This window comes from Pseudomonas sp. MS646 (assembly GCF_036693845.1).
GTDB classification, from domain to species: Bacteria; Pseudomonadota; Gammaproteobacteria; order Pseudomonadales; family Pseudomonadaceae; genus Aquipseudomonas; species Aquipseudomonas chlororaphis_E.
Genome location: NZ_CP144763.1, coordinates 4,383,890 through 4,400,053, shown reverse-complemented (window position 1 = coordinate 4,400,053; position 16,164 = coordinate 4,383,890). Strand labels below are relative to the sequence as shown.

The 16,164-nt window shown below is 62.3% G+C and carries 15 protein-coding genes; 13 read left to right on the top strand and 2 right to left on the bottom strand.

Annotated features, from left to right (window positions below; translation table 11 throughout):
- Positions 1-196: 196 nt before the first annotated feature.
- The 4 genes from V3H56_RS19200 to V3H56_RS19185 are packed head-to-tail and all read left to right on the top strand — an operon-like array spanning position 197 to position 4,561.
- The gene (locus V3H56_RS19200) at positions 197-667 is read left to right on the top strand and encodes a (2Fe-2S)-binding protein (RefSeq protein WP_042728815.1); all 471 of its coding nucleotides are present in this window, start codon (positions 197-199) and stop codon (positions 665-667) included.
- Positions 664-2,979: a xanthine dehydrogenase family protein molybdopterin-binding subunit gene (locus V3H56_RS19195; RefSeq protein WP_042728816.1), complete on the top strand. Its 2,316-nt coding sequence runs from the start codon at positions 664-666 to the stop codon at positions 2,977-2,979. The genes V3H56_RS19200 and V3H56_RS19195 overlap by 4 nt, the downstream gene beginning before the upstream one ends.
- Positions 2,979-3,950: an XdhC family protein gene (locus tag V3H56_RS19190; RefSeq protein WP_053146128.1), complete on the top strand. Its 972-nt coding sequence runs from the start codon at positions 2,979-2,981 to the stop codon at positions 3,948-3,950. The genes V3H56_RS19195 and V3H56_RS19190 overlap by 1 nt, the downstream gene beginning before the upstream one ends.
- 20 nt (positions 3,951-3,970) lie before the next feature.
- Positions 3,971-4,561, top strand: a complete 591-nt coding sequence (locus V3H56_RS19185; RefSeq protein WP_338473763.1) for a nucleotidyltransferase family protein — start codon at positions 3,971-3,973, stop codon at positions 4,559-4,561.
- A 228-nt stretch (positions 4,562-4,789) separates the two neighbouring features.
- On the opposite strand, the gene rne is transcribed toward V3H56_RS19185, so the two are convergent.
- Positions 4,790-8,017 (bottom strand): ribonuclease E, encoded by a 3,228-nt coding sequence (rne, locus tag V3H56_RS19180; RefSeq protein WP_052497360.1) that lies wholly within the window; start codon positions 8,015-8,017, stop codon positions 4,790-4,792.
- 698 nt (positions 8,018-8,715) lie between these two features.
- On the opposite strand from rne, the gene rluC reads away from it, so the two are divergent.
- From rluC to V3H56_RS19165, 3 genes are read left to right on the top strand one after another with little or no spacing between them, the layout of a single operon-like run.
- The gene (gene rluC, locus V3H56_RS19175; RefSeq protein ID WP_047739465.1) at positions 8,716-9,672 is read left to right on the top strand and encodes a 23S rRNA pseudouridine(955/2504/2580) synthase RluC; all 957 of its coding nucleotides are present in this window, start codon (positions 8,716-8,718) and stop codon (positions 9,670-9,672) included.
- Complete coding sequence (locus tag V3H56_RS19170) at positions 9,662-10,324, top strand: HAD-IIIA family hydrolase (protein ID WP_042728820.1); 663 nt, start codon at positions 9,662-9,664, stop codon at positions 10,322-10,324. The genes rluC and V3H56_RS19170 overlap by 11 nt, the downstream gene beginning before the upstream one ends.
- 19 nt (positions 10,325-10,343) lie before the next feature.
- Positions 10,344-11,333, top strand: a complete 990-nt coding sequence (locus V3H56_RS19165; protein WP_042728821.1) for a S49 family peptidase — start codon at positions 10,344-10,346, stop codon at positions 11,331-11,333.
- A gap of 77 nt (positions 11,334-11,410) precedes the next feature.
- Here V3H56_RS19165 and V3H56_RS19160 read toward each other — a convergent pair whose 3' ends face one another.
- Positions 11,411-11,989 carry a nucleoside triphosphate pyrophosphatase gene (locus tag V3H56_RS19160; RefSeq protein ID WP_123578335.1) on the bottom strand — a complete coding sequence of 193 codons (579 nt, stop codon included), beginning with the start codon at positions 11,987-11,989 and terminating at the stop codon, positions 11,411-11,413.
- 105 nt (positions 11,990-12,094) lie between these two features.
- Between V3H56_RS19160 and V3H56_RS19155 the strand changes: the two genes are divergently transcribed.
- From V3H56_RS19155 to acpP, 6 genes are all read left to right on the top strand, one after another.
- Positions 12,095-12,622 carry a YceD family protein gene (locus V3H56_RS19155; RefSeq protein ID WP_003204262.1) on the top strand — a complete coding sequence of 176 codons (528 nt, stop codon included), beginning with the start codon at positions 12,095-12,097 and terminating at the stop codon, positions 12,620-12,622.
- Positions 12,623-12,635: 13 nt separating this feature from the next.
- Positions 12,636-12,818 carry a 50S ribosomal protein L32 gene (gene rpmF, locus V3H56_RS19150; RefSeq protein WP_003179396.1) on the top strand — a complete coding sequence of 61 codons (183 nt, stop codon included), beginning with the start codon at positions 12,636-12,638 and terminating at the stop codon, positions 12,816-12,818.
- Positions 12,819-12,821: 3 nt separating this feature from the next.
- A complete protein-coding gene (gene plsX, locus V3H56_RS19145; RefSeq protein WP_338473762.1) occupies positions 12,822-13,832 on the top strand; it encodes a phosphate acyltransferase PlsX in 1,011 nt (336 codons plus the stop codon).
- A 123-nt stretch (positions 13,833-13,955) separates the two neighbouring features.
- Complete coding sequence (fabD, locus tag V3H56_RS19140) at positions 13,956-14,894, top strand: ACP S-malonyltransferase (RefSeq protein ID WP_338473761.1); 939 nt, start codon at positions 13,956-13,958, stop codon at positions 14,892-14,894.
- Between the two features lie 15 nt (positions 14,895-14,909).
- Complete coding sequence (gene fabG, locus V3H56_RS19135) at positions 14,910-15,653, top strand: 3-oxoacyl-ACP reductase FabG (RefSeq protein ID WP_042728825.1); 744 nt, start codon at positions 14,910-14,912, stop codon at positions 15,651-15,653.
- A 191-nt stretch (positions 15,654-15,844) separates the two neighbouring features.
- Positions 15,845-16,081, top strand: coding sequence for an acyl carrier protein (gene acpP / locus V3H56_RS19130; protein ID WP_003175607.1), 237 nt, complete (start codon positions 15,845-15,847; stop codon positions 16,079-16,081).
- The last annotated feature ends 83 nt before the right edge of the window (positions 16,082-16,164 follow it).

Genomic DNA, 16,164 nt, shown 5'->3' with positions numbered 1-16,164 from the left:
GCAGGGCGTTTTGCGTGATCCTGGGTTAATTTAGCCTCCAACCGATGCGACCATTGCATCTGCAAGGCCCCGTGCAGACGCCTGTGTGCGTGTGCATAAGAGAGCCCAATAGCCTGAGCCAGTCTGCGGTACCCGAACCGTTCCCCACGCGGCAGATTGCTCGACCCCATAACCCGACCACTATGCGGGCGTGCCCATGATTACCCTGAAACTCAATGGAAAAGACCATCAACTGGATGTGACCGAGGACATGCCGCTGCTCTGGGCGATCCGCGATGTCGCTGGCTACAACGGCACCAAGTTCGGCTGCGGCATGGGCCTGTGCGGCGCGTGCACCATCCACATCGACGGCGCCCCGGCGCGCAGTTGCATCACCCCCATCGGCTCGGTGCAGGGGCAGGCCATCAGCACCATCGATGCGCTGCACGCCGACCCGGTCGGGCAGGTCGTACAGCAGGCCTGGCTCGATACCGCCGTGGCCCAGTGTGGTTACTGCCAGGGTGGGCAGATCATGTCCGCGACGGCCTTGCTCAAGAGCAACCCCAACCCCAGCGATGAGCAGATCGAGGAGGCCATGGTCGGCAACATCTGCCGGTGCGGCACCTACAACCGGATCAAGACCGCCATCCGCCAAGCCTCCACCCACCTGAAGGAGGCCAAGGCATGAGCCGCTTGCCCAAGGATTTTGTGCTGAGCAACCTCAGCCGTCGCGGTTTCCTCAAGGGCGCGAGCGCCACCGGTGTACTTGTGCTGGCTGCCAGTTGGGGCTTGCCGGATGCCTTTGCCGAGGACAAGAAGTTCGGTGCCGAAGGCATGCCCCATGGCGTGATCGACGACCCGAAGGTGTACGTGAGCATTGCCGCCGACGGCAGCGTGACGGTGATCTGCAATCGTTCGGAAATGGGCCAGGGTGTGCGCACCAGCCTCAGCATGGTGGTGGCCGATGAACTGGACGCCGACTGGGCCTTGGTGAAGGTGCAACAGGCGCCGGCCGATGAAGCGCGTTTCGGCAACCAGGACACCGATGGCTCGCGCAGCATGCGGCATTGGTACGAGCCGATGCGTCGCTGCGGAGCCGCCGCGCGAACCATGCTGGAGCAGGCCGCTGCCGCGCAGTGGGGCGTTGCGGTGACTGAATGCCGGGCGCAACTGCATAAAGTGTTGCACCAGCCGTCCGGTCGGGAGTTGGGTTATGGCGCGCTGGCCGCTGCCGCCAGCGCCTTGCCGGTGCCGGCCCGGGACAGCTTGCGCCTCAAGCAGGCGTCGGAGTTTCGCTACATCGGCAAACAAGCGAGCCGGGCTATCGATGGTGCGGACATCGTCAATGGTCGCGCGGTGTTCGGTGCCGATGTGCATTTTGAGGGCATGCTCTACGCCGTCGTGGCCCGTCCGCCGGTCTATGGCGGCAAGGTCAGGACCGTGGACAGCAGCGCGGCGCTGAAAGTACCCGGCGTGGTCAAGGTGGTGGCCATCGAAGGGCGCCCGTTGCCCTCGGAATTCCAGCCCCTGGGCGGCGTGGCGGTGGTGGCGAAGAACACTTGGGCGGCGATCAAGGGCCGTGAAGCGCTGAAAATCGAGTGGGACGATGGGCCGAACGCCGGCTATGACTCCATTGCCTATCGCAAGGAGCTGGAAGCGGCGGCGCTCAAGCCCGGCAAGGTCGTGCGCAGCAGCGGCAACCTCGACGACGCGCTGGCCAAGGCCGACTCGACCCTGGAAGCGGCGTATTACCTGCCGCACCTGTCCCAGTCACCGATGGAGCCGATGGTCGCGGTCGCTCGCTTCAAGGACGGCCAGTGCGAAGCCTGGGCGCCGAGCCAGGCCCCGCAGGTGACGCGCGAGCGCATCGCCGAGCGCCTGGGCATTGGGTTCGACAAGGTCACGGTGAACATCACGTTGCTGGGCGGCGGTTTCGGCCGCAAGTCCAAGCCGGATTTCGTCGTTGAGGCCGCGGTGCTGGCCAAGGAGTTTCCCGGCCAGGCGATCCGGGTGCAATGGACCCGCGAGGACGACATCCATCATTCGTATTTCCACACCGTATCGGCCGAGTACCTCAAGGCCGGCCTGAACCAGGACGGCCTGCCGTCCGGCTGGCTGCACCGCACCGTGGCGCCGAGCATCACCGCGTTGTTCGCGCCGGGAATGACCCACGAAGCACCGTTCGAGATAGGCATGGGCGTGACCAACATGGCCTACGCCGTGCCGAACATGCGCATGGAAAATCCCGAGGCGACGGCCTACGCCCGGGTGGGCTGGTACCGCTCGGTGTCGAACATCCCCCACGGGTTCGCGATCCAGAGTTTCATCGACGAGCTGGCCCACAAGGCGGGCCAGGATCCGCTGAAGTACCAGCTCAAGCTGCTCGGCCCGGACCGCAAGATCGACCCGCGCACCGTGAGTGATGAATGGAACTACGGCGAATCGCCCGACCGTTATCCCATCGACACGGCGCGGATCCGCACCGTGCTGGAAACCGCGGCGAAGGCCGCCGGTTGGGGCCGTAAACTGCCCAAGGGTCGGGGTCTTGGCCTGGCGGTGCACTACAGCTTTGTTACCTATGTCGCCGCGGTGATCGAGGTAGAGGTCAAGGACGACGGTACGGTGATCGTGCACAAGGCGGATATCGCGGTGGACTGCGGCCCGCAGATCAACCCCGAGCGGATTCGTTCGCAGTTCGAAGGTGCCTGCGTCATGGGCCTGGGGAACGCGATGGTGGGGGAGATCAGCTTCAAGGACGGCAAGGTCCAGCAGGACAACTTCCACATGTACGAGGTGGCGCGCATGTCCCTGGCGCCCAAGGAGGTGGCAGTGCACCTGGTGACACCGCCAGGCGAGGTGCCGCTGGGTGGCGTCGGTGAACCGGGTGTGCCGCCGATTGCGCCGGCGCTGTGCAATGCGCTCTTTGCTGCTACCGGCAAGCGCATTCGCAGCTTGCCCGTGCGTTATCAGTTGCAGGGTTGGCAGCAGGCCGGTGCCTGATGGACAGCGTTGATCTGAATGTCCTGCGCAGCGTGCTCCAATGGCGCCGCGCCGGGCAGCGAGTGGTGTTGTTCACGGTGGTCCAGACCTGGGGCACCGCGCCGAGGCCGCCGGGGGCGATGTTGGCCCTGCGCGAAGATGGCGTGGTGATCGGCTCGGTGTCGGGCGGTTGTGTCGAAGATGACTTGATCGCTCGGCTGCACGACGGTCGCATACCGGCGGACGGTCCGCCGGTGCAGATGATCACGTATGGCGTCACGCGTGAAGAAGCGGCGCGCTTTGGCCTGCCGTGCGGAGGCACCCTGCGCTTGACCGAGGAACGGGTCGGCGACCCTGAATGGGTCGCCGAATTGCTGCGACGTTGCGATGCCCACGAAATTGTCGCCCGCCAGTTGAATATCGCCGACGGCCAGGTGACGTTGACGCCGGCCGATAAGACTGACGCGCTGGTTTTCGACGGCCAGGTGCTGCGGGCCATTTATGGTCCGCGCTGGCGTCTGCTGTTGATCGGTGCCGGACAACTGTCGCGCTACGTGGCGGAAATGGCCCGCTTGCTGGATTTTGAAGTGCTGATCTGCGACCCGCGCAAGGAATTCGTCTACGGTTGGGAAGAGCAGCATGGACGCTTCGTCCCGGGGATGCCCGACGAAGCCGTGTTGAATATCCGGACCGACGAGCGCACGGCCATTGTCGCCCTGACTCATGACCCGCGCCTGGACGACATGGCTTTGCTCACGGCACTGGATTCCAGGGCGTTTTATGTCGGTGCCCTGGGGTCGCGCGTCAACAGTCAGAAGCGCCGGGATAACCTGGCTCAGCTAGGCTTGTCTGAGGAGGCCATCGAGCGGCTGCATGGGCCGATCGGCTTACACATCGGCAGCCACACCCCGGCGGAAATCGCCGTGTCGCTGTTGGCTGAAATCGTGGCGATCAAGAATGGCGTCGAACTGCGTCAGAAAAAATCGCTGTAGGTCGCAGGCAAGGAGGGCGTATGCAGGAGTCCATTGGGGTGATCATTCTCGCCGCCGGGGCGGGCAGTCGGTTCCGCCAGGTGGCGGGCCCGGACAAGGACAAGCTGCTGGCTGACTGTACAGGGCGGGACGGCGGCATGCGCTCGGTGATCGAGCAGGTGCTGGTGAATCTGCCGGCCCATCTGGACACGCGCGTGCTGGTGACCCGCGAAGACCGTCACCAGACCGTGCGCATGGCCCAGGCCTACGGGTGCGATTGCGTGGAACTGGATTCCCCCGGCCTCGGTGACAGCATTGCCGCCGGTGTCCAGGCCTGCCCGGACCTTGGCGGGTGGCTGATGGTGCTGGGGGACATGCCGTTCATCCTGCCAGCGAGTATCGAACAGGTGGCGGCCGGGATCCGCGAGGATGGCATCAGCGTGCCGGTTTTTGCAGGAGGGTATGGACACCCGGTAGGGTTCGGCCGGGCGTTCGCTTCAAAGCTGATGGCATTGACCGGAGACCGTGGCGCCAAGGCCTTGTTTGCCGGGGCGCGAGTGGTTGAAGTGCCGGTGGATGATCCGGGCGTGACCTGGGATATCGACGTACCCGAAGCGCTGGTTTTCAAGTAACAGTCGACATACATCAATCCACAAGGGCCTTTGTGCCGAACGCAGATTTTATGCTTCCTAAGATCCAAGGTAGGAGCGAGCTTGCTCGCGAAGGCGGCGTTACAGCCAACCACCCTGCACGCTGACCCATCGGCTGTTCAAATCCGGCAGCGTCTGATTGGGGCGCGACAAGGCATAAAAAAGCCCCGCCGGGCATGACCGGGCGGGGCTTTTTACTGGGCGCTGGAATCAAGCGTGAGGTTTAGGCTCGTGCTCTTTTTCCAGGGCTTCAGTGTGACGCGGGGCGACTTCTTCAGCGCTGTGAGGCGCTTCGTCGATCACTGGAGTCGATTCAGCCGGGGCCGATTCAGCGACGGTTTCAGCGGCCGGGGCTGGTGCCTCGACGGCTTCCACGACCGGCGCAGGCTCGGCGGCAGGCGCTTGAGCAGCGGCAGCGGCAGCTTGTTCGGCTTCCTTCTGCAGACGCTCGGCTTCACGCTTGCGGCGACGCACTTCACGTGGATCGTTCGGTGCACGGCCGTTTTCAGTCAAGGCGCTGGCAGGTGCCGGCTCTTGCACGGGGGCGGGCGCCGGGGCGACCACGGGTGCTTCGACGACTGGCGCTGCCTCGACCACGGCAGGCTCGATCGCCTTCACTGGCTCTGGCGTCGGCTCTGGCTCGACCACCGGTGCCGATGCGGCTGGCTCGGCGTTCCAGTTGAACGCGGTTTGCTCTTCGCGCACCGGCTCCGCTGCTTGTTCGACAGCGGGGGCTTCAACGGCCGGTTCAGCGGCAACCACAGGCTGCTCGACGACCGGTGCAGGCTCGGCGGCGACTGGCGTTTCTGGTTGGGATTCAACCGCCGGGGCGACTTCCACTTCCGGTGCAGCGACTGCTTCTACCGGCGTGGTGGCTTCAACCACGGGTGCTTCAGCAACCGAGGCGCTTTCCACGGCAGCGGTGGCGCGTTCGGCCTGCTGGTGAGCCTCGGCTTCGGCGTTGGCACTGATGGCGCTGCTGGCAACGGCCGCGGTCACGGCCAGGCCGGCAGCCAGGTCGGCAGCGCTTGGGGCCGGGGCGTTCTCGGTGGATTCGGACTCTTCCGAACCTTCGATCACGTTGCCGTTGGCGTCGCGCTGACGCTCACGACGGTTGCTGCGACGACGCTGGCCACGGGAACGGCGGCGTGGACGATCGCCTTCGGCGGTGTCCTGGCCATCTTCCTGCAGTTGCTCTTCGGCGTTCAGCACTTCTTCTTCGCTGGCCGCGGCGGCGGCCTGCTCGGCACGTGGCTGACGCTCCTCGCGTGGAGGACGCGGTGCGCGCTCTTCACGAGGCTGGCGGGCCGGACGCTCTTCAGTCGGGGCGGCGGCAGCCGGGGCGGCATCCAGTGGCTCACGCAGCTCGCGCACGCGTTCTTCACGCTCGCCACGTGGCTTGCGGTCTTCACGAGGTGCGCGCGGCTGGCGCTCTTCACGCGGCGGACGCGGTGCGCGTTCTTCGCGGGCTACGGCGGGTGCGTCCTCACGCAGTTCGCGCGGCTGGCGCTCTTCACGTGGGGCGCGCTCTTCACGCGGTGCACGCTCTTCGCGTGGGGCGCGTTCTTCACGAGGGGCACGTTCTTCACGCGGCTTGCGCTCTTCGTCGCGACGACCGTTGCGGTTGCGGGTCTGCTGGCGACCGTTGCGGCGTTCCTCGTTGCGGGCAGGGCGCTCGGGTGCGGCAGGCTTGGCAACGACGGCCGGTGCGGCGGGCTCTTCCTTGGTGGCGAACAGGCTGACCAGCGACTTCACCAGGCCTTTGAACAGGCTTGGCTCCGGCGCGGCGGCCGGTGCGGCAACCGGGGCAACCACTTCGGTCGGCACCGGAGCGTTGGCGCGAGCCGGTGCAGTCTTGACCGCGGCTTCCTGGCGAACCAGGGTGCGGGTGGCGGCGGCCGGCTGGACGTCTTCCACTTCGGCAGCGGCAGCGGCGATTTCGTAGCTGGACTGGTTGGTGTGGGCTTCCGGGCTGTCATCGCGCAGGCGTTGCACTTCGAAGTGCGGCGTCTCGAGGTGATCGTTCGGCAGGATGACGATACGGGCGCGGGTGCGCAGTTCGATCTTGGTGATCGAGTTGCGTTTTTCGTTGAGCAGGAACGCGGCCACCGGGATCGGCACCTGGGCACGCACTTCGGCGGTGCGGTCCTTCAGGGCTTCTTCTTCGATCAGGCGCAGGATTGCCAGGGACAGCGACTCGACGTCACGGATGATGCCGGTGCCATTGCAGCGTGGGCAGACGATGCCGCTGCTTTCGCCCAGGGATGGACGCAGGCGCTGACGAGACATTTCCAGCAGGCCGAAGCGCGAGATGCGACCGACCTGGACGCGGGCGCGGTCGGCTTCCAGGCACTCACGGACTTTTTCTTCCACGGCGCGTTGGTTCTTGGCCGGGGTCATGTCGATGAAGTCGATGACGATCAGGCCGCCGATGTCGCGCAGGCGCAATTGACGGGCGATTTCCTCGGCCGCTTCAAGGTTGGTCTGCAGGGCGGTTTCTTCGATGTCGCTGCCCTTGGTGGCGCGGGCCGAGTTGATGTCGATGGACACCAGGGCTTCGGTCGGGTCGATGACGATGGAGCCGCCGGACGGCAGTTCGACGACGCGCTGGAAGGCGGTCTCGATCTGGCTTTCGATCTGGAAACGGTTGAACAGCGGTACGCTGTCTTCGTAGAGCTTGATCTTGCTGGCGTACTGCGGCATCACCTGGCGAATGAAGGTCAGGGCTTCGTCCTGGGCTTCGACGCTGTCGATCAGCACTTCGCCGATGTCCTGGCGCAGGTAATCGCGGATGGCGCGGATGATCACGTTGCTTTCCTGGTAGATCAGGAACGGCGCGGAGCGATCCAGCGAGGCTTCTTTGATGGCGGTCCACAGTTGCAGCAGGTAGTCGAGGTCCCACTGCATCTCTTCGCTGCTGCGGCCCAGGCCGGCAGTGCGCACGATCAGGCCCATGTCGGCGGGGGCGACCAGGCCGTTGAGGGCTTCACGCAGTTCGTTGCGCTCTTCGCCTTCGATGCGACGCGAGATGCCGCCGGCGCGCGGGTTGTTCGGCATCAGGACCAGGTAACGGCCGGCCAGGCTGATGAAGGTGGTCAGGGCGGCGCCCTTGTTGCCACGCTCTTCTTTCTCGACCTGGACGATGACTTCCTGGCCTTCGCTCAGGACGTCCTTGATGTTGACGCGGCCTTCAGGGGCCTTCTTGAAGTATTCGCGGGAGATTTCTTTGAGGGGCAGGAAGCCGTGGCGCTCGGAGCCGAAATCGACAAAGGCAGCCTCAAGGCTTGGTTCGATGCGAGTGATCCGGCCTTTATAGATGTTGGCCTTCTTCTGCTCGCGTGCACCGGATTCGATATCCAGGTCGTAGAGGCGCTGGCCGTCTACCAGTGCAACACGCAACTCTTCGGGTTGAGTTGCGTTAATCAGCATTCTTTTCATGTAGTACCGTCGGTTTCCGGGCTGCCGGAAACGGCGTTCGGCACACACGACTTCTCACGGTCGGTGTCAGGTGCGTCCTGGAAGTGGCAGTGCCACCCCAGTGTCCAGCGAGTTCGACCCAATGATGGCGAAGTCGCGACGGACGCGTCCTGCTTGCTGGTACTCAAGCACTCAGTCAGGAGGAGGAATCAACCGACGCCTGTGGACGAGATGAAGCGTCTAAATATAAGCCTAGTGCTACACAGTCCGACGGTTGTACATCTCCACCCTACACGTATCCCTGATAATTCGGGTGCTGCCGCGCGCAGAATCCGCAGCGGGTTGGCATTTACCGTGAGCTCCGAAAGGGGAGGTCACGCATCATGGCTAATTTAGGCGTTGTTTCCGAAGCTCTCGCTCGGGGTCGTTCGTAGCTGACTGCACTTTGTGAACTGGCCGTGAATGTGGCGCGCAAGGCGAGTCAGAACTCTGCTTTGCGGCGTATTTCAGGCCTCATGTCACCTGCGCTCGTTACACCTGCAAACTCTACCGTTCGTAGCGAAAGCCCCGTAGGACGGCCTCTCGTCCTCGTGAATTGCGTTGGTCAGGGCCGGTTTTTGACCGTTAGTCCGCTGTCCAGCCACTTTTGGCGGCGTTCGCGACTATAGCAGCAATGATTAAGTGCTTCAATTCCATAAAAAATTGTTATGATCGCCGCCATGACAACGACTGCCCCCTCGACCCCTGGCGTTCAACTGCTTGAGGTCTCGCCGGAATATGCCGGCCAACGAATCGATAATTTCCTGCTGGCCCGGCTCAAAGGCGTGCCCAAGACCTTGATCTACCGCATTTTGCGTAAAGGCGAAGTGCGGGTGAACAAGGGACGGATCAAGCCCGAATACAAGCTCCAGGCCGGTGATGTCGTGCGCGTGCCGCCCGTCCGGGTGCCCGAGCGCGATGAGCCGGTGCCCCTGGCCCAAGGTCTCTTGCAGCGCCTCGAAGCCTCGATTGTCCATGAAGACAAAGCCCTGATCGTGATCAACAAGCCCGCAGGCATTGCGGTTCACGGTGGCAGCGGGCTGAACTTCGGTGTGATCGAAGCCTTTCGTCAGTTGCGTCCGGATGCCAAGGAGTTGGAGCTGGTCCATCGCCTCGACCGCGACACCTCCGGTCTGCTGATGATCGCCAAGAAACGCAGCATGTTGCGGCATTTGCACGAGCAACTGCGCGGCGATGGCGTCGATAAGCGCTACATGGCCCTGGTGCGCGGGCGTTGGGAGACGTCCGTCAAGCAAGTGCGTGCACCGTTGCTCAAGAGCAACCTGCGGTCCGGCGAACGCATGGTCGAGGTCAATGAAGAGGGTAAGGAGGCCTTGACCGTGTTCAAGGTGCTGCGCCGCTTCGGTGACTTCGCCACGATGGTCGAGGCCAAGCCAGTGACCGGTCGCACCCACCAGATTCGTGTCCACACCCTGCACGCCGGGCATAGCATCGCCGGTGACAGCAAGTACGGAGATGAGGATTTCACCAAGGAAATCCGCGAACTGGGCGGCAAGCGCCTGTTCCTTCACGCCTACATGCTCACTGTGCCGTTGCCCGATGGCAGCGAGCTAAAATTGCAGGCCCCTGTGGATGAGGTGTGGGCCAAGACCGTGGAGCGGTTGAGTGCATCCTGATTACAAGCTACTGATCTTCGATTGGGATGGCACGCTGGCGAACTCCATCGATCGGATCGTGGAGGCGATGCATGCCGCCTCGGATCGCATGGGGTTCGTGCGGTGCGACGACAGTGCCGTCAAGGGCATCATCGGCCTGGGATTGCCGGAAGCCATCCGCAGCCTTTATCCGGAGATAGATGACGCTGCGTTGCCGGTTTTTCGTCAGCACTATGCCGACCACTATATAGCGCTGGAGACCGAGCCTTCGCCGTTGTTCGATGGCGTGGCGGATACCCTGCATGCCTTGCGCGCCGAAGGCTATCGACTGGCTGTGGCGACCGGCAAGGCCCGTCGCGGGCTGGATCGGGTGCTCAAGTCCCATGGCTGGGACGATTATTTCGATATCACCCGCGCTGCCGATGAAACTGCCAGCAAACCGCACCCTCTGATGCTTGAGCAGATCCTGGCGCACTGCAATATGCGCCCGGAGCAAGCGCTGATGGTGGGCGACTCGTCGTTCGACCTGCAAATGGCGCGCAATGCCGGCATGGGTTCGGTGGCGGTCAGCTACGGGGCCCAGTCGATCGAGGCGCTGCGGGCATTCGAACCACGGTTGGCCATTGATCATTTTCCTGAGTTGCACGCCTGGCTGAGCCGGCGGGCCCATTAAGTTTGCTGGGGAACCACGCATGACCGATGAATGGAAGGCACCTGCCAAGGCGAGCGCCGAGGGCGGGGATGACAAAAGCTGGAAGCTGTTGGAAAAGACCCTGCTGGCCAGCGTGCAGGAACAGCGTCGCTCCCGTCGCTGGGGCATTTTCTTCAAGTTACTGACGTTTACCTATCTCTTTGTGGCATTGGCGCTGTTCACGCCGCTGATGGACATGGAGAAAAGCGCTGTCAGCGGCTCGGCCTATACCGCGCTGATCGACATCGAAGGCATGATCGCCGACAAGGAGCCCGCCAGCGCGGACAATATCGTCGGCAGTCTGCGAGCCGCGTTCGAGGATCCGAAGGTCAAGGGCGTGGTGCTGCGCATCAACAGCCCTGGCGGCAGCCCGGTGCAGTCGGGCTACGTTTATGACGAGATCGTGCGGTTGCGCGGGTTGCACCCGGATATCAAGGTGTACGCGGTCATTTCCGATCTCGGGGCATCCGGCGCCTATTACATCGCCAGTGCGGCGGACCAGATCTACGCCGACAAGGCTAGCCTGGTGGGCTCCATTGGTGTGACGGCGGCCGGCTATGGCTTTGTCGGGACCATGGAAAAGCTGGGCGTGGAGCGTCGGGTGTACACCTCTGGTGAGCACAAATCGTTCCTTGACCCGTTTCAGCCGCAAAAGCCGGAAGAAACCGCTTTCTGGCAGGGTGTGCTCGACACCACTCACAAGCAATTCATTGCCAGCGTCAAGAAAGGCCGAGGCGAGCGCCTGAAGGACAAGGAGCATCCCGAACTGTTCTCCGGGCTGGTCTGGTCGGGGGAGCAAGCGCTGCCACTGGGCCTGATCGATGGCCTGGGCAGTGCCAGCTCGGTAGCGCGTGATGTCATCGGTCAGAAAGACCTGGTGGACTTCACTGTCGAAGAGTCGCCGTTCGACCGCTTCTCGAAAAAGCTGGGGGCCAGCGTCGCCGAGCACTTGGCGATGTGGATGGGCTTCCAGGGGCCGACGCTGCGCTGATTGGTGTGCGCTGTCTCCTGTGGTGAGAGGATAAAATCCCCTCGCCACAGGTTCAGTGTCTGTTGTGAGCTGATGAGTCAGGGGATTTGCACGCCCTCGGCCAGCAGCATGTCCACGAGACGAATCAGCGGCAGGCCGACCAGGCTGGTGGCGTCAGGGCCTTCGGTGCTCTGGAAAAGGCTGACGCCAAGCCCTTCGGCCTTGAAGCTGCCGGCGCAATCATAAGGTTGTTCGATCCGCAGGTAGCGTTCGACGCGTGCCGCGTCCAGGGTGCGCATATTGACGGTGAACGGAACACAATCGACCTGGCAGGCTCCGGTCTGGCTGTTGAGCAGCGCCAGCCCCGTCAGGAAGGTGACCCGGGTGCCGCTGGCGGCGAGCAGTTGTTCGCGGGCGTTTTCGAAGGTGTGCGGTTTGCCGAGAATGCGTTCGCCGAGCACTGCCACCTGGTCTGAGCCGATGATCAGGTGCGCCGGATAGCTGCCGGCCAGTGCCAGGGCTTTTTCCCTGGCCAGGCGCTTGACCAGCTCCTCGGCGGGCTCGCCAGGGCGGTGGCTTTCGTCGATGTCTGGCGAGCTGCAGACGAATGGCAGTCCGAGGCGGGCCAGCAATTCCCTGCGATAGACTGAGCTGGAGGCAAGTAATAAAGGCAGCATGGGCATCTCCGATAGGCAGGGGCGAATTCTAGCGAGGCGCGCAAGTGACGGACAGGGCTGAATTTCCTTTGACATGGCAGGGTGTATCCCTATAATGCTGCGCCTATGTTGAATGACCCGATTCCACCTCACGTTGACCCGCGCAAATTGGCTGACCGTGGCACCACCCTCCAGGGTGAACTGCTGCTGGCCGATTTGAAGAGACTCTGCGACCCGCTTTCCGACGACGTCGGGACGGTCCAGGCTAAATTCGTTTTTGAACGAGATGAACGTAAATCTGTGGTGATCCACAGCTTTATCGACACTGAAGTCAAAATGGTTTGCCAGCGTTGTCTTGAGCTGGTCACCCTGCCGATCCACAGCGAATGCAGTTACGCCGTGGTGAAGGAGGGTGCGAATACCCAGTCGTTGCCGAAAGGTTATGACGTGCTGGAACTGGGCGAAGATCCATTGGATCTGCAGTCACTGATCGAGGAGGAGCTTCTGCTCGCCTTGCCCATTGTGCCTGCTCATCATCCGGAAGAATGCCAGCAGCCGGCGGGAGCAGATGAGCCCGAACCGAGCGAGGACGAGGTAACGCGGTCCAACCCGTTCAGTGTATTGGCGCAGTTAAAGCGTGACCCAAACGTTTAGGAGTTAATCAATTATGGCTGTTCAGCAGAACAAAAAATCCCGCTCTGCCCGTGACATGCGCCGTTCGCACGACGCTCTCGAGGCTAGCACCCTGTCTGTAGAAAAAACCACCGGTGAAGTTCACCTGCGTCACCACGTATCGCCAGAAGGCGTATACCGTGGTCGTAAAGTGATCGACAAGGGCGCTGACGAGTAATCCTTGTCCGCTCAAGTCATCGCGATTGACGCAATGGGCGGGGACTTCGGTCCCCGCAGCATTGTTCAGGCCAGCCTTGCTTGTCTGAATGCTACGCCCTCGCTGCACCTGACCCTCGTCGGTCAACCCTCCCTCCTGGAAGACATGCTCAACGGCCAATCGGCTGTCGATCGCGCGCGCCTGACGATTACCCCGGCGTCCGAAGTCATCACCATGGACGAAAAGCCGGCGCAAGCCTTGCGCGGCAAGCCCGACGCCTCGATGCGGGTGGCCCTTGAGCTGCTGCGCGATGGCAAGGTTCAGGCCTGTGTCAGTGCAGGAAATACCGGTGCACTGATGGCGCTGTCACGTTATGTGCTCAAGACCCTTCCTGGTATCGACCGGCCGGCGATGGTGGCGGCGATCCCGACCCAGCGCGGTTTCTGTCAACTGCTCGACTTGGGTGCCAACGTCGATTGCAGTGCCGAGCATCTGCTGCAGTTTGCCGTGATGGGCTCGGTCGCGGCGCAGACCCTGGGCATCGCGCGCCCACGGGTGGCGCTGCTGAACATTGGCACCGAAGACATCAAGGGCAACCAGCAGGTCAAGCTGGCGGCCACCCTGCTGCAAAACGCCCGGGGCATCAACTACATCGGTTTCGTCGAAGGCGATGGGGTGTATCGCGGCGAGGCGGACGTGGTGGTTTGTGACGGCTTTGTCGGCAACATCCTGCTTAAATCCAGCGAAGGCCTGGCAACGATGATCAGCGAGCGCATCGAAGCACTGTTCAGGCAAAGCCTGGCCTCGCGCGTGGTGGGCGCCCTGGCGTTGCCCTTGATGCGCCGGTTGCAGGCCGACCTGGCGCCGGCTCGGCATAACGGCGCCAGCTTTCTCGGATTGCAGGGCATTGTGATCAAGAGCCACGGCTCGGCGGGCGTGCAGGGGTTTCAGAGTGCGATCAATCGCGCGGTGATCGAGATCCAGGAGAACCTTCCCGAGCGCCTGTATGGTCGCCTCGAAGATTTGTTAACTTAGGCGTTTTCTTCCGACAATGCTTAAATGTGACCGGCTGGTTCAACCGGCCATCCAACTGTCAGTTTCCTAGCGCCTCCAGGGGCGTCACTTTCTGACGACAAGATCATTAGGGGCTTTGTTTTCATGTCTGCTTCCCTCGCATTCGTCTTTCCAGGACAAGGTTCGCAGTCCCTCGGCATGCTGGCCGAGTTGGGCGCGCAATACCCGCTGATCCTTGAAACATTCAAAGAAGCTTCCGATTCCCTTGGCTATGACCTGTGGGCGCTGACCCAGCAGGGACCGGAAGAACAGCTCAATCAAACCGATAAGACCCAGCCGGCCATCCTTACCGCCTCGATCGCGCTTTGGCGCCTGTGGCTGGCTGAAGGTGGTGGGCGCCCGGCATTCGTCGCGGGTCACAGCCTGGGCGAATACAGCGCCTTGGTAGCCGCCGGCAGCCTGAGCCTTGGCGAGGCCGTCAAGCTGGTGGAGCGTCGTGGTCAACTGATGCAGGAGGCCGTTCCGGCCGGGCAGGGCGGCATGGCCGCGATCCTGGGCCTGGAAGATGCCGATGTGCTGGCTGCCTGTGCCGAAGCGGCGCAAGGTGATGTGGTCAGCGCGGTGAACTTCAACTCGCCGGGCCAGGTGGTGATCGCCGGTGCAAAGGCGGCAGTCGAGCGCGCCATCGAAGGTTGCAAGGCCCGTGGTGCCAAGCGCGCCATGCCGTTGCCGGTCAGCGTGCCATCGCATTGCGAGCTGATGCGTCCGGCCGCCGAGCGCTTTGCCGAGTCCATCGCGGCCATCGATTGGCAGGCGCCGCAGATTCCTGTGGTGCAGAACGTCAGCGCCAGCGTGGCGGCGGACCTCGAGACGCTCAAGCGTGACCTGCTGGAACAGCTCTACAAGCCGGTTCGCTGGGTCGAGTCGGTACAGACCCTGGCCGCCAAGGGCGCCATTGAACTGGTTGAATGCGGCCCTGGCAAAGTGCTTGCTGGCCTGAATAAACGCTGCGCCGAAGGCGTGTCGACTTCCAACCTCAACACCCCAGACGCTTTCGCTGCCGCCCGTGCAGCGCAGGCCTGAACAGGAGAAGCTTGCATGAGTCTGCAAGGTAAAGTTGCACTGGTGACCGGTGCAAGCCGTGGCATCGGCCAGGCCATCGCCCTGGAACTGGGTCGCCAAGGCGCCATCGTCGTGGGCACCGCGACCTCCGCCGCGGGCGCCGAGCGCATCGCCGCGACCCTGAAAGAACATGACATCCAAGGTACCGGCCTTGAGCTGAACGTCACCAGTGACGAATCCGTTGCGGCCGTGCTGGCCAGCATTCAGGAGCAGTTCGGTGCACCGGCGATCCTGGTCAATAATGCCGGCATCACCCGCGATAACCTGATGATGCGCATGAAAGATGACGAATGGTTCGACGTTGTCGATACCAACCTGAACAGTCTGTACCGGCTGTCCAAGGGCGTGTTGCGTGGCATGACCAAGGCTCGTTGGGGCCGAATTATCAGTATCGGTTCGGTTGTGGGTGCCATGGGCAACGCAGGCCAAGTAAACTATGCTGCGGCGAAAGCCGGCCTGGAAGGCTTCAGCCGTGCACTGGCGCGTGAAGTGGGTTCGCGGTCGATTACGGTAAACTCGGTGACTCCGGGTTTCATCGACACCGACATGACCCGCGAACTGCCGCAAGCGCAACGTGAAGCCCTGCAGACGCAGATTCCGCTGGGTCGTCTGGGGCAAGCTCAAGAAATCGCGTCCGTGGTCGCTTTTCTTGCGTCGGACGGTGCGGCATACGTGACCGGGGCTACAATCCCGGTGAACGGCGGGATGTACATGAGTTAAATGTGACGGATTGCTTCAAAAAAATGTCATACGAGCTGTCTAAAATCCGTTATAAAGCTGCAATCAATTTATAGACAGCGGGCCACAGGGTTTGAGGAGTGAAGCTTTCGGTTGAAAAACCGAAAAGTTCTTCTATACACTTACCCACTGGCCAGCTGCCTGAATTTGTCCATTAGGAGTGAAAACAAGGTATGAGCACCATCGAAGAGCGCGTCAAGAAAATCGTTGCCGAGCAACTGGGCGTTAAAGAAGAAGAAGTTGTGAACACCGCTTCCTTCGTTGAAGACCTGGGTGCCGACTCCCTTGACACCGTTGAGCTGGTGATGGCTCTGGAAGAGGAATTCGAGACCGAGATTCCTGACGAAGAAGCTGAGAAGATCACTACTGTACAAGCTGCTATCGACTACGTTACCAGCCACCAGGCGTAATCGTTTTTAGTCGTTGCTCGCTGTCATGGAAAAACCGCACTGCCATAACGGCGTGCGGTTTTTTCTTTAGGCCTGATGCAAAG

Bases quoted from the DNA above. Each gene is read 5' to 3' on its own strand.
- V3H56_RS19195 (WP_042728816.1), top strand. From the start codon at position 664: ATGAGCCGCTTGCCCAAGGATTTTGTGCTGAGCAACCTCAGCCGTCGC.
- rne (WP_052497360.1), bottom strand. From the start codon at position 8,017: ATGAAAAGAATGCTGATTAACGCAACTCAACCCGAAGAGTTGCGTGTT.
- V3H56_RS19155 (WP_003204262.1), top strand. From the start codon at position 12,095: ATGTTGAATGACCCGATTCCACCTCACGTTGACCCGCGCAAATTGGCT.
- rpmF (WP_003179396.1), top strand. From the start codon at position 12,636: ATGGCTGTTCAGCAGAACAAAAAATCCCGCTCTGCCCGTGACATGCGC.
- V3H56_RS19165 (WP_042728821.1), top strand. From the start codon at position 10,344: ATGACCGATGAATGGAAGGCACCTGCCAAGGCGAGCGCCGAGGGCGGG.
- V3H56_RS19190 (WP_053146128.1), top strand. From the start codon at position 2,979: ATGGACAGCGTTGATCTGAATGTCCTGCGCAGCGTGCTCCAATGGCGC.
- V3H56_RS19160 (WP_123578335.1), bottom strand. From the start codon at position 11,989: ATGCTGCCTTTATTACTTGCCTCCAGCTCAGTCTATCGCAGGGAATTG.
- fabD (WP_338473761.1), top strand. From the start codon at position 13,956: ATGTCTGCTTCCCTCGCATTCGTCTTTCCAGGACAAGGTTCGCAGTCC.
- acpP (WP_003175607.1), top strand. From the start codon at position 15,845: ATGAGCACCATCGAAGAGCGCGTCAAGAAAATCGTTGCCGAGCAACTG.
- rluC (WP_047739465.1), top strand. From the start codon at position 8,716: ATGACAACGACTGCCCCCTCGACCCCTGGCGTTCAACTGCTTGAGGTC.
- V3H56_RS19200 (WP_042728815.1), top strand. From the start codon at position 197: ATGATTACCCTGAAACTCAATGGAAAAGACCATCAACTGGATGTGACC.
- V3H56_RS19185 (WP_338473763.1), top strand. From the start codon at position 3,971: ATGCAGGAGTCCATTGGGGTGATCATTCTCGCCGCCGGGGCGGGCAGT.
- fabG (WP_042728825.1), top strand. From the start codon at position 14,910: ATGAGTCTGCAAGGTAAAGTTGCACTGGTGACCGGTGCAAGCCGTGGC.